5 protein-coding genes are annotated in these 14,149 nt (G+C 57.3%); all 5 read right to left on the bottom strand.

The annotated features are described in order from the left end of the window. Positions 1-458: 458 nt before the first annotated feature. Complete coding sequence (locus tag HMPREF2980_RS07005) at positions 459-4,361, bottom strand: DNA-directed RNA polymerase subunit beta' (protein ID WP_070691026.1); 3,903 nt, start codon at positions 4,359-4,361, stop codon at positions 459-461. 110 nt (positions 4,362-4,471) lie between these two features. Further along, complete coding sequence (rpoB, locus tag HMPREF2980_RS07010; RefSeq protein WP_005504932.1) at positions 4,472-7,978, bottom strand: DNA-directed RNA polymerase subunit beta; 3,507 nt, start codon at positions 7,976-7,978, stop codon at positions 4,472-4,474. A 257-nt stretch (positions 7,979-8,235) separates the two neighbouring features. Further along, on the bottom strand, positions 8,236-9,732 hold the full coding sequence (locus HMPREF2980_RS07015) for an L-serine ammonia-lyase (RefSeq protein WP_070691029.1): 1,497 nt from the start codon (positions 9,730-9,732) through the stop codon (positions 8,236-8,238). 276 nt (positions 9,733-10,008) lie between these two features. After that, positions 10,009-11,127 (bottom strand): glycine cleavage system aminomethyltransferase GcvT, encoded by a 1,119-nt coding sequence (gene gcvT, locus HMPREF2980_RS07020; RefSeq protein ID WP_070687282.1) that lies wholly within the window; start codon positions 11,125-11,127, stop codon positions 10,009-10,011. A gap of 172 nt (positions 11,128-11,299) precedes the next feature. Beyond that, positions 11,300-14,140: an aminomethyl-transferring glycine dehydrogenase gene (gene gcvP, locus HMPREF2980_RS07025; RefSeq protein ID WP_070691032.1), complete on the bottom strand. Its 2,841-nt coding sequence runs from the start codon at positions 14,138-14,140 to the stop codon at positions 11,300-11,302. Positions 14,141-14,149 lie beyond the last annotated feature (9 nt).

Genomic DNA, 14,149 nt, shown 5'->3' on the forward strand with positions numbered 1-14,149 from the left:
CGTCCGGAAGTGATTGGAGTGATATGCATGCCTTCAAGAATAGAACCTAGCCAAAAGGCTTTCCAGTTGAATTAGCATTGTTCAAATCAAGAACATTTGTTCCATATATACCCCAAAGAAAAACGAGTGGATATTCTATATATTGCAGTCCTAGTGCGGTTTCTAGGGAGATTTAGAATATTTGACCGCCATCTAATTTCTTGCGCAGTCAAGCAATTTTCTCATCATGAAAAATGATGCACTCCAATGATTTTTTTATAAATAAATTCACCCACTAGGCATAAAATCTACAACCTCACATTGAAGGGTAAAGAATATTAAAGCCACACTTAAAAGAAACCTCCACCTCCTCATGAAACAAAAACGCGGATACCCGAGACAAACTCGAGTATCCGCGTTCTTTATCAAGGACCAGGCCGGGAGCCTAAACCCCCAACCTACCCCTCACGGCAGAAGCCTTAGTCCAGACCACGACCGTACTCATCCAGCGAAACAGCCATAAAGCCGCCGTTGCCGTAAGTGTACACCTCGTTATCCATCTGGAACGCGCTCTGGTAGCCACCGAAAGTGTCCAGAGCCTGCATACGCTCAGCAGTAGCCTGGGCGCTGGGCTCAACCTCAATATCGTTGTAACGTGCCAGACCGGTACCGGCGGGAACCAGCTTACCGATGATCACGTTCTCCTTCAGGCCGAGCAGCGGGTCAGTCTTCGCCTCCATAGCAGCCTGAGTCAGGACGCGGGTGGTCTCCTGGAAGGAGGCCGCCGACAGCCAGGACTCGGTAGCCAGCGAAGCCTTGGTAATACCCATCATTTCCGGACGACCAGCTGCGGGCTTCTTGCCCTCAACCAGTGCCTTACGGTTAGCAGTCTGGAAAGCAATGTTATCAACCAGCTCACCAGGCAGCAGATCGGTATCACCGGACTCAATCACGGTCACGCGACGCAGCATCTGGCGAACAATAACCTCAACGTGCTTGTCGTGGATTTCCACACCCTGCGACTTGTACACGCCCTGAACCTCGCTCACCAGGTGCTTCTGAGCCTCACGAGGACCACGAATACGCAGAACCTCCTTCGGATCAACAGAACCGGTAGCCAGCTGATCGCCAACCTGAACGTGATCGCCGTTCTGCAGCTTAGAAGCCGCACGACGCAGAACAGTGTAGGACTGGGGCTCGGAACCATCGTCCGGGGTCACCACAATCTTGTAGGACTTCTCGGTATCCTCAATGGTCACGCGACCAGACACCTCAGAAATCGGGGCAACACCCTTGGGGGTACGAGCCTCGAACAGCTCCTGAATACGGGGCAGACCCTGAGTAATATCGTCAGCCGAAGCCACACCACCGGTGTGGAAGGTACGCATGGTCAGCTGGGTACCGGGCTCACCAATCGACTGAGCCGCAATAATACCAACAGCCTCACCAATGTCCACCAGCACGTTCGAAGCCATCGAACGACCGTAGCACAGTGCACACACACCAATAGCGGACTCACAGGTCAGAACCGAACGGACGCGAACATCCTTCACGCCTGCCTTGAAGAGCTTCTCAATGAGCTCATCAGAGACATCGGAACCAGCAGCAGCCAGAACGTTGCCAGCCTCGTCCTTCACGTCAACCGCAAGGGTACGACCGTGAATCGAAGTCTCAACATCCTGGTGCAGACCGCCATCCTCATCAATCAGAGGCAGAACCAGACCGCGGCGAGTGCCACAGTCGTGCTCGCGAACGATAACGTCCTGCGAAACGTCCACCAGACGACGAGTCAGGTAACCCGAGTTAGCGGTACGCAGCGCGGTATCAGCCAGACCCTTACGTGCACCGTGGGTCGCGATGAAGTACTCCAGAACCGACAGGCCCTCACGGTACGAGGACTTAATCGGGCGAGGCATAATCTCACCCTTCGGGTTCGACACCAGACCACGGATACCCGCAATCTGACGGACCTGCATCCAGTTACCACGTGCACCGGAGGTCACCATACGGTAAATGGTGTTCAGACCACCGTGAGAGCTCAAGTTCTCACGCATAGCCTCTGCAACCACGTCGGTAGCCTCGGTCCAAACCTTAATCAGCTCCTGACGACGCTCTTCGTCATCGATGGTACCAATCTCGAAGTCGTCCTGAATTGCAGCAGCCTGCTTCTCGTAGCGCTCCATAATTGCCGGCTTCGCAGCGGGAGTAGCAATATCGGAAACAGCCACGGTCACGCCCGAACGAGAAGCCCAGTAGAAACCGGAGTTCTTCAGGTTGTCCAGAGCACGAGCCACAACATCCATCGGGTAACGCTCAGCCAGATCATTAATCAGGCTACCCAGGCCCTTCTTATCTGCCACGCCAGAGAACCAGGGGTAATCCTTCGGCAGAGCCTGGTTGAACAGAACCTGACCAACAGTGCAGTCCAGCAGCACAGAATCGCCGGGCTGGTAACCCTCCGGTGCTTCCCAATTCTCGGGAGCAACGAACTGGTCACCATCAAGGCGAATCTTCACCTTGGTGTACAGCTCAATCTCGTGACGATCCATCGCCATCAGAGCCTCAGCCACCGAGGAGAATGCGTGACCCTCGTTCTTCTGACCATCGCGGGGGCTGGTCAGGTGGTACAGACCAATGATCATATCCTGCGAGGGGACAGCAACAGGGCGGCCGTCCGAAGGCTTCAGGATGTTGTTCGAGGACAGCATGAGGATACGAGCCTCAGCCTGAGCCTCGGGAGACAGCGGCAGGTGAACTGCCATCTGGTCACCGTCGAAGTCAGCGTTGAACGCGGAGCAAACCAGCGGGTGCAGCTGAATAGCCTTACCCTCAACCAGCTTCGGCTCAAACGCCTGAATACCAAGGCGGTGCAGGGTAGGTGCGCGGTTCAGCAGAACCGGGTGCTCAGCAATAACCTCTTCCAGAACGTCCCAAACCTGCGGGCGGAAACGCTCAACCATACGCTTAGCGCTCTTAATGTTCTGAGCGTGGCTCAGCTCCACCAGACGCTTCATGACGAAGGGCTTGAACAGCTCCAGAGCCATCTGCTTGGGCAGACCACACTGGTGCATCTGCAGCTGAGGACCAACCACAATCACGGAACGACCCGAGTAGTCAACACGCTTACCGAGCAGGTTCTGACGGAAACGACCCTGCTTACCCTTCAGCATGTCAGACAGAGACTTCAGGGGGCGGTTACCGGGGCCGGTCACCGGGCGACCGCGACGACCGTTATCGAACAGCGAGTCCACAGCTTCCTGCAGCATACGCTTCTCGTTATTCACGATAATCTCGGGAGCACCCAGCTCCAGCAGACGCTTCAAACGGTTGTTACGGTTAATCACACGACGGTACAGGTCGTTCAGGTCGGAGGTCGCGAAACGGCCACCGTCCAGCTGAACCATCGGACGCAGTTCCGGCGGAATAACCGGAACAACATCCAGGACCATACCCAGCGGGGAGTTGTTAGTGGTCAGGAAGGCGTTAACAACCTTCAGACGCTTCAGAGCACGGGTCTTCTTCTGACCCTTACCGGTCTGAATGATCTCCTTCAGAGCCTCAGACTCAGCCTCCAGGTCGAAGGACTCCAGACGGTTCTTAATAGCCTCTGCGCCCATCGCACCCTCAAAGTACAGACCGTACTTATCAATCATGGAACGGTACAGAGCCTCGTCACCCTCAAGGTCAGCAACCTTCAGGTTCTTGAAGCGATCCCACACGCGATCCAGGTGCTCAGCCTCACGCTCGTAACGCTTACGCACCGACGCGAGCTGACGCTCAGCGTTATCACGCAGCTTACGCTTCTCAGCAGCCTTGCCGCCCTCTGCCTCAATACGAGCCAGCTCCGCCTCAACCTCACGGCTAATAGCGTTCACATCAGCGTTCAGAGCAGCCTCAAGCTCCTGCTTCTCACGGTCGTGAGCAGCCTGCAGCATCGGCAGATCCTCATGACGAGCTTCCTCATCAACCTTAGTGATCATGTACGCAGCGAAGTAAATGACCTTCTCCAGGTCCTTCGGAGCCAGATCCAGCAGGTAACCCAGGCGGGAAGGAACACCCTTGAAGTACCAAATGTGGGTAACAGGAGCAGCCAGCTCAATGTGACCCATACGCTCACGACGTACCTTAGAGCGGGTCACCTCAACACCACAGCGCTCACACACAATGCCCTTGAAGCGCACGCGCTTGTACTTACCGCAGTAGCACTCCCAGTCCTTGGTGGGGCCGAAGATACGCTCGTCGAAGAGACCGTCCTTCTCGGGCTTCAGGGTACGGTAGTTGATGGTCTCGGGCTTCTTAACCTCACCAAAAGACCAACGACGGATGTCGTCGGCGGTGGCGAGGCCAATTCGCATCAAACCAAGCGAAGATTCGTTGGACATATCGGTCCTAATCTCTTTCTGTAAGTTTCTGAAGACTTGGGTTAGCGGGCGGGAACCCCACAACGCACGCGAGCGCATGCGGGGCTCCCCACCCTAGAAGGAGGCGGTGCTTATGCCTCGTCGACGGAGCTAGGCTCGTCGTGGGTCAGGCTCACGCCCATATCTTCTGCTGCCCGGAAGCCTTCTTCCTCCGAGTCGCTCATCTCAATAATCTTGCCGTCGGTGGAGAGCACCTCGACGTTCAGGCACAGAGACTGCATTTCCTTGATAAGAACCTTGAAGGATTCGGGGATACCCGGCTCAGGGATGTTCTCGCCCTTCACGATAGCCTCGTAAACCTTCACACGGCCCGCCACGTCATCGGACTTGACGGTCAGGATTTCCTGCAGGGTGTATGCGGCGCCGTATGCTTCCAGCGCCCACACTTCCATCTCACCGAAGCGCTGACCACCGAACTGCGCCTTACCACCCAGAGGCTGCTGGGTAATCATCGAGTACGGACCGGTGGAACGAGCGTGAATCTTGTCATCCACCAGGTGGTGCAGCTTCAGGATGTACTGGTAACCAACCGAAATCGGATCCGGGAACGGCTCACCGGAACGGCCGTCAATCAGACGTGCCTTACCGGAACGGTTGATCAGACGGTCACCATCGCGGTTCGGGTTCGAGTGGTCCATAAGGTCGAACAGTTCGTCCTCGTGGGCACCGTCGAACACCGGGGTTGCGAGGCGGGTCGGGCCGGATTCCTTCGGGAAGTTCGGCATGTGCTTAAGCCACTCGGGCTCGCCCTCAATCTTCCAACCCTGCTTAGCCAGCCAACCGGTGTGGACTTCCAGAACCTGACCAATGTTCATACGACCGGGCACGCCCAGCGGGTTCAGGATGACGTCCACGGGGGTACCGTCTTCCAGGAAGGGCATATCCTCGATCGGCAGGATCTTGGAAATAACACCCTTGTTACCGTGGCGGCCTGCAAGCTTGTCGCCGTCGGTAATCTTACGCTTCTGAGCCACGTACACGCGGACCAGCTGGTTCACGCCCGGGGGCAGATCGTCCTCATCGTTGTTCTCGCGGTCGAAGATACGGATACCGATGACGGTACCGGACTCGCCGTGAGGAACCTTCAGGGAGGTGTCGCGAACCTCGCGAGACTTCTCGCCGAAGATTGCGCGCAGCAGGCGCTCCTCGGGGGTCAGCTCGGTCTCGCCCTTGGGGGTGACCTTACCGACGAGGATGTCGCCAGCCTCAACCTCAGCACCGATGTGGATGATGCCGCGCTCGTCCAGAGCCGAGAGAACATCCTCGGACACGTTCGGAATGTCGCGGGTAATCTCCTCGGGGCCCAGCTTGGTGTCGCGGGCGTCAATCTCGTGCTCCTCAATGTGAATCGAGGTCAGCACGTCCTCAGAAACCATGCGCTGGGAGAGGATGATTGCATCCTCGTAGTTCAGGCCTTCCCACGGCATGTATGCCACGAGCAGGTTCTTACCCAGTGCCAGCTCGCCACCGTCGGTGGAGGGGCCATCAGCAATAACGTCGCGGTACTCGACGCGCTGGCCTTCCTTCACCACAACGCGCTGGTTGTAGCAGTTACCCGGGTTCGAGCGGGAGAACTTCATGATCGGGTAGGTGGAGACAGAGCCGTCGTCGTTACGGACGATAACGGTCTTAGCGTCCACGGAGGAAACCACACCGGGCTTCTTCGCGAGCACGGAGTCACCGGAGTCCAGTGCTGCGTACTTCTCCATACCGGTACCAACCACGGGAGCCTCAGACTCCAGCAGGGGCACAGCCTGACGCTGCATGTTAGCACCCATCAGTGCTCGGTTAGCGTCGTCGTGCTCCAGGTAAGGAATCAGAGCGGTAGCAACAGACACCATCTGGCGCGGGGAGACGTCCATGTACTGAACGGCGCCGGGAGCAACCAGAACAGCTTCGCCAGAACCATCGCCCGCACGGCAGAGAACCTCGTTCTCAGCGAAGGTGCGGTCAGCGTTCAGCGGTGCGTTTGCCTGTGCGATAACAACAGACTTCTCGTCGTCAGCAGTCAGGTAGCGGACCTCATCGGTCACGCGGCCATCAGTCACCACGCGGTAGGGGGTCTCAATGAAACCGAAGGAGTTGATGCGACCGTAGGTTGCCAGCGAACCAATCAGACCAATGTTCGGGCCTTCAGGGGTTTCAATGGGGCACATACGACCGTAGTGCGAGGGGTGGACGTCTCGAACTTCCATGCCTGCACGGTCACGGGACAGACCGCCCGGGCCCAGTGCGGACAGACGACGCTTGTGGGTCAGACCTGCCAGCGGGTTGTTCTGGTCCATGAACTGCGACAGCTGAGAAGTACCGAAAAACTCCTTGATAGCCGCCACGACGGGGCGGATGTTCACCAGGGACTGCGGGGTGATAGCGTCCACGTCCTGGGTGGTCATGCGCTCGCGAACCACGCGCTCCATACGGGACAGACCGGTACGGATCTGGTTCTCAATCAGCTCGCCCACGGTGCGGATACGACGGTTACCGAAGTGGTCGATGTCGTCGATATCAATCTTGAGGGAGATCTCCTCGCCGTCACGGACGCCGGGGATGCTGGTCTCGCCTGCGTGCAGAGCGCAGAGGTAACGAATCATCTGAGCGATGTCGTCCTGGCTCAGAACGGAAGCCTCGGGAGAATCCATGGGAACGTCCACACCGAGCTTACGGTTCAGCTTGTAACGGCCAACCTTCGCCAGGTCGTAGCGACGCGGGGTGAAGTACATGTTGTCCAGCAGAGCCTGGGCAGCTTCAACCGTCGGGGGTTCACCCGGACGCAGCTTGCGGTAGATGTCCAGCAGAGCCTCGTCGCGGTCCTTGACGGAGTCCTTCTCCAGGGTTGCGCGGATGGAGTCGTACTGACCGAACTCAGCCAGGATCTTGGACTCGGTCCAGCCCAGAGCCTTCAGCAGAACAGTCACGGACTGCTTACGCTTGCGGTCCAGACGCACGCCAACCTGGTCGCGCTTATCAATCTCAAGCTCGAACCATGCACCGCGGGAAGGAATCACGCGGGCAGAGTAAATGTCCTTATCGGAGGTACGGTCCGGAGCCTTCTCGAAGTAAGCACCGGGGGAACGCACCAGCTGAGAAACGACCACACGCTCAGTACCGTTAATAACGAAGGTACCGGCCTCGGTCATCAGGGGGAAGTCACCCATGAACAGGGTCTGCTGCTTGACCTCGCCGGTAGCGAGGTTCATGAATTCAGCCTTAATGTACAGCGGAGCCGAGTAGGTTGCGTCACGGTCCTTGCACTCCTCAACAGAGTACTTGGGGTCAGCAAACTCAGGCTCAGAGAAGGAGAGCTGCATAGTCTCCTGGAAGTCACGAATCGGGGAGATTTCTTCAAAAATCTCAGCCAGACCGGACTGAGCGGGGACAGAAGTGTCACCAGCAGCCTGCGCCTTCTCCAGACGCTCCGCCCAGCGCTCGTTACCAACGAGGCGGTCGAAGCTATCGGTCTGGATAGCAAGCAGGTTGGGAACCTTCAGCGGTTCGTTAATCTTCGCGAATGAAATTCGGCGCGAGACGTTCTCTGCGCCGTTAGCGGCGTCATGGTTAGAGGTGCTCGAAGCGACCAAAATGGGGATCCTTCCACAGACATGTCTGTTAGCAATCAGCCTCCCGGCGACATTACCGGCGACACGACAACCTCAGCCCCCGAATAAAACGGTGCTCGAAGCTATAGAGTCGGACGGAAAAACGTCACCTTCAGCCCGTGCCCACCGCTATATGAAGGCACAAAGGTTAGGGAAAGCGTAAATACTAACAATACAGGAAGAAAGCCTTTCTGTCTACCACACCCACATCAGGAGTGCAAACCTGCCACGGCATGCACCTAGCATTCCACCACATTCACAGCCAAACCGCCCATAGACGTCTCCTTATAGCGGTGAGACATATCCAAACCGGTCTGACGCATCGTCTCAATCACCTGATCCAACGACACACGGTGCGTACCATCACCACGCAACGCCATACGAGCCGCCGTCACAGCATTCGACGCAGCCATCGCATTACGCTCAATACACGGAATCTGCACCAAACCACCCACCGGGTCACACGTCAGACCCAGGTTGTGTTCCATCGCAATCTCAGCCGCATTCTCGACCTGCTCGGGAGTACCACCCATCACCTGCGCCAAACCAGCAGCAGCCATCGAGGAGGCACTGCCCACCTCACCCTGGCAACCCACCTCAGCACCAGAAATCGACGCGCGCTTCTTATACAGCACACCCACAGCAGCAGACGCCAAGAAGAAATCAACAACCGCCTGATCACGAGCAGCCTGACCGCAATGGCGGATACCCTGCGTGTAATTCATCGCGTAATGCAGCACCGCAGGAATAATACCCGCAGCACCATTCGTCGGAGCAGTCACCACACGACCACCAAAAGCGTTCTCCTCATTGACCGCCAAAGCAATCAGGTTCACCCAGTCAATAGCGAACTCAGGAGACTTCGAAGGATCCTCCACCATCAAATCACGATGCCACGCACCCGCACGGCAACGCACCTTCAGAGGCCCCGGCAAATAACCCACACGCGCCAGAGAAGAGCCAATGCACTCCTTCATCACACGGTAGATATGCAAGATGCCATCACGGACCTCCTGCTCCGAACGCAGAGAACATTCATTCGTCATCTTCAACTGCGCAATCGACAGACCAGACTCATTCGCCATCTCCAGCAGCTCAGTAGCCGAACCAAACGGATACGGAGGGTTCATCAGCGACGCACAACCGGTCGCCTCCTCATCACCCTCAACAATGAAACCGCCACCAATCGAATAGTAAGTGCGCTCCAACAGCAGCTGCTCACCCGCAAACGCCGCAATCTTCATACCGTTCGTATGACGCGGAAGAACCGTCAATGGACGCAGAGTCATATCCAGCTCACGGTAATTCACCACCGGGCCGTACACCTTCTGCCCTTCACCACCGGGCGCAGTCACACCGTACGCAGAGGACGGGTAACCAGCAAGCGGCAAAGTACCATCCACGCTATTGCGCTCAATCATCGCCTCAGAATCAGCGATATTGATAGTCTCCGGAACAAAACCACACAGGCCCTTCAACGCAGCACTCATCGTACCGTGACCAGCACCCGTAGCCGCCAACGAACCATACAGGTCAACATGCACACCCGTCACACGGTCCAGCAGACCCTCATCAATCAGCTCCGCCACAAAACGGTTCGAAGCGCGCATCGGCCCCACCGTATGCGAGCTCGAAGGGCCCACACCAACGCTGAACATCTCAAAAACACTGATGTCATACGGCAGAGCCTCTGCCTTCTTCTGGGCGCTACTGGGTGCGCTCTGGTTAATAGCCACGTTCTGTCCTTCAAATAAATAATGTCTGTGCACCGCACCAAAAGATACGCGCCCCTCAACGGAGGAACCACACATCAACCTGCGGTCTATAAGTGCGGACAATCACCTTTGACTGGCCGCTCTAATCCTAACGCACTTCAGAACCAGCACAAACTAAGGCTCAGAACACCTCACACCCTCCCCCGCCGCTCAACGCCCACCTCACGGCGCAGAAAAGGCGCCGTGCCCACACAGGACACGACGCCTCTGCCCTACAGATTACCTGCAGAAAAACTCTTACTTCTCACGCTTGTAGAACGGCAGAGCCACAACATCAAACGGAGCACGCTTACCGCGGATATCAACATCCACAGTAGAACCAACCTCAGAGAACTCACGGTTCACCAGCGCCATAGCAATCGGGAAGCCCAGAGTCGGGGAAGGAATACCGGAGGTAACCTCACCAATCTCATTGCCCTCAGCATCCACCAGCTTAGAACCGGCACGAGCAGGACGCTTCGCCTGAGCCTTCAAACCAACCAGGATACGCTTCGACTCGCTCTTAGCCAGCTCAGCCAAAGCCTCACGACCAACGAAGTCAGCCGCCTTCTTCTCCAGAGCAATCTCGACCAGACGGCCCAGACCGGACTCAAACGGAGTAATCTCAAGACCCAGCTCATGACCGTACAGCGGCATACCAGCCTCAAGACGCAGGGAGTCACGAGAGGCCAGGCCGGCAGGAATCATACCAAAAGGCTCACCAGCAGCAGCCAGCTTATCCCACAGCTCAACAGCGTTCTCATTCGGAACAAACAGCTCGAAGCCGTCCTCACCGGTGTAACCGGTACGAGCCAGCAGAACATCAACACCGGCAACAGTCAGCGGCACCGAAGCGTAGTACTTCAGCTCGCGGACAGCCTCCTCATCAGAAACACCAGCAGCCAGCAGAATCTCCTCAGCACGAGGACCCTGAACAGCCACCAGAGAAGTCTGATCCGACTCGTTCACGAACTCAACGTTGAAATCGCCCAGGCGCTCGCTCATCGCAGCAAAGTCAGTGTCAATGTTCGAAGCGTTCGGAACGACCATGAACTCCTCATCGCCCAGACGGTAAGTAATCAGGTCGTCAATGACGCCGCCCTTGTCGTTGACCAGGATCGAGTACTTTGCCTTACCGACCTTCAGGATGGACATATTCGACACCAGAGCGTAATCCAGGAACGCACCCGCATCCGGACCGGTCACACGGAACTCACCCATGTGGGACAGGTCGAAAATACCGGCACGAGTACGGACCGCCTCATGCTCAGCAACGTCATTAGCGTACTTCAGGGGCATATCCCAGCCGCCGAAGTCGGTGAAAGAAGCGCCAAGCTTCTCATGGACAGAGTACAGAGAGGTCTTCTTGGGGGACATTAGATTCTCCTCACGCACAGCCTTGTGCTGTTATCGTTCAATCGTCGTAGATTTAGTTCACCCCCACAGACACGAGATACGCTGCGGAGGCGGTCCCCACCCGCCCCCAGGAACCTGAGGACGGGTGAGGCAGGTAGACCGCTACAGCCTACCCAGGAGCGTTATAGGCTCCTTATGCTTCCAGGTCGAAAGCCTCCATCGGGGGGCATTCGCACACGAAGTTACGGTCACCGCCAGCGCCATCAATACGACCCACCGAAGTGAAGTACTTATTAGCGCGCAGGCTCGGGACAGGGAAAGCTGCCTGAGTACGGCTGTAGGGGCGATCCCACTCATCAGCGCTCACCACATCAACGGTGTGCGGTGCGTTGCGCAGAACCGAATCCTCCACAGCGACCTTGCCCTCAGCCACCTCGATAATCTCATCGTAGATGGTCTCCATTGCCTCAATGAAGCGGTCCAGCTCTTCCTTCGACTCAGACTCAGTCGGCTCAACCATCAGGGTGCCCGGAACCGGGAACGCCAGGGTCGGAGCGTGGAAGCCGAAGTCCATCAGACGCTTGCAGACATCCTCAGCAGTCACGTGAGACTGATCGGTCAGCTGACGCAGGTCCAGGATGCACTCGTGAGCGACCAGACCGCCGGGGCCGGTGTACAGCACCGGGTACTTGTCGTTGAGCTTCTTCGCAATGTAGTTAGCGTTCAGAACCGCGTACTGCGAAGAGTCCTTCAGACCCTGAGCACCAGTCATCGCAATGTACATCCAGCTAATCGGCAGAACGCCGGCAGAACCGAAGAACGCCTGCGAAATCGGCAGTGCAGCATCGTTGGGGAGCTTACCTTCAGCATCAGCGCGGTATGCGTCACCGGGCAGGAACTTCGCCAGGTGCTCACGAACAGCCAGCGGGCCAACACCGGGGCCGCCACCACCGTGAGGAATGGAGAAGGTCTTGTGCAGGTTCAGGTGCGAAACGTCGCCGCCGAACTTACCGGGCTGAGCGAAGCCCATCTGAGCGTTCAGGTTCGCGCCATCCAGGTACACCTGGCCGCCAGCCTCGTGAACCAGCTGGCAAACCTCAGCAACCTGCTCCTCAAACACACCGTGGGTGGAGGGGTAGGTAATCATGATGCCGGCAACCTTGGGACCGTACTTCTCGATCTTGACCTTCAGGTCATCAACATCAATCGAGCCGTCAGCCGCAGTTGCCACACCGGCAACCTTCAGACCAGCCAGAGCAGCAGATGCCGCGTTGGTGCCGTGAGCAGACAGCGGAATCAGGACGGTATCGCGCTCGTGGTCACCGTTAGCCTCGTGGAAGGAACGGATAGCGCGCAGACCAGCGTACTCACCGGTTGCACCCGAGTTCGGCTGCAGGGACACAGCATCGTAACCGGTAATAGCAACCAGCCACTCAGTCAGGTCCTTAATCAGCTCGTGCCAGCCCTCAGCCTGATCCTCCGGGACCAGCGGGTGAATGTTCGCGAACTCAGGCCAGGAGATGGGCTCCATCTCAGCAGCCGCGTTCAGCTTCATGGTGCACGAACCCAGCGGAATCATGGTGCGGTCAAGAGCCAGGTCCTTATCAGCGAGGTGACGCAGGTAGCGCATCATCTCGGTCTCGGAGCGGTACTTGTGGAAAATCGGGTGCTGCATGTACTCATCGGTACGCAGCAGCTCAGCAGGCAGATCGTACTGTGCATCTGCCTCGCCCAGGGTGCCGCCCAGAGCCTCAACCAGGCCCTTGAGCAGCTCCTCACCGTGAGACTCACCCACGGAAATACCGATGCGGTTCTCGTCGAAGCGGCGGATGTTCACGCCAGCTTCCAGAGCCTTCGCAACCAGCTCGTCGGCACGGCCAGCAGCCTCCACCACGACGGTGTCGAAGAAAGTATCGTGAGCGATACCGTAGCCCGCAGACTTCAGCGCGGTAGCAACACGAGCGGCATTAGTGTGCAGGCGGTTCGCGATAGCGCGCAGACCCTCAGGACCGTGGTACATCGCGTAAGCACCAGCAACAATCGCCAGCAGAGCCTGAGCAGTACAAATATTGGAAGTAGCCTTCTCACGGCGAATGTGCTGCTCACGAGTCTGCAGAGCCAGACGGTATGCAGGCTTACCAGCCGAATCCTTAGAAACACCCACCAGACGGCCAGGCATGGTACGCTCCATACCCTTGTGAACAGCCATGTAAGCAGCGTGGGGGCCACCGAAGAAGAAGGGCAGACCGAAACGCTGAGTGTTACCCACAGCGATATCAGCGCCCAGCTCACCCGGAGACTTCAGCAGGGTCAGAGCCAGCAGGTCAGCGACCACAGTGACCAGGGCGTTACGCTCCTTAGCGGCCTTAATCAGCGGCTCAATATCGCGAATATCGCCTTCATTGCCGGGGTACGCCAGGACGATACCGTACAGGTCGCCCTCGGGCAGACCCTCAGAGAAATCAGTAATGACGAAGGGAATGCCGAGCATCTCTGCACGGCCGCGAGTCACCGAAATAACCTGAGGCAGGCAACGGGAGTCAATCGCGAAGAAGCCGTTCTTCACCTTGCGGTTCGCACGGTGCATCATGACAGCTGCCTCAGCTACTGCGGATGCCTCATCCAGCAGGGAGGAGTTTGCAATCTCCAGGCCGGTCAGCTCCATCACGGTGTTCTGGAAGTTCAGCAGAGCCTCCAGACGGCCCTGAGAAATCTCAGCCTGGTACGGGGTGTAAGAAGTGTAGAAACCGGGGTTTTCCAGAATATTACGGCGCAGAACCGCGGGAGTTACTGCATCGTAGTATCCGGCACCAATCATCTGGGCGAGAACCTTATTCTTCGCAGCATAGCCGGCAATCTTTGCCTGAGCCTCATGCTCCGACAGCGGAGCAGGCAACTGCAATTCGCCGTCAAGGCGAATCTGGGAGGGGACGACAGCGTCCATCAGCGCATCCAGGGAAGAGTATCCCAGGGTTTCGAGCATCTGCTCTGCGTCTGCGGAACGGGGGCCGAGATGACGATCAATAAAGGACATAGGATTCTC

It is taken from the genome of Rothia sp. HMSC076D04 (assembly GCF_001814645.1).
Classification (GTDB): Bacteria; Actinomycetota; Actinomycetes; order Actinomycetales; family Micrococcaceae; genus Rothia; species Rothia mucilaginosa.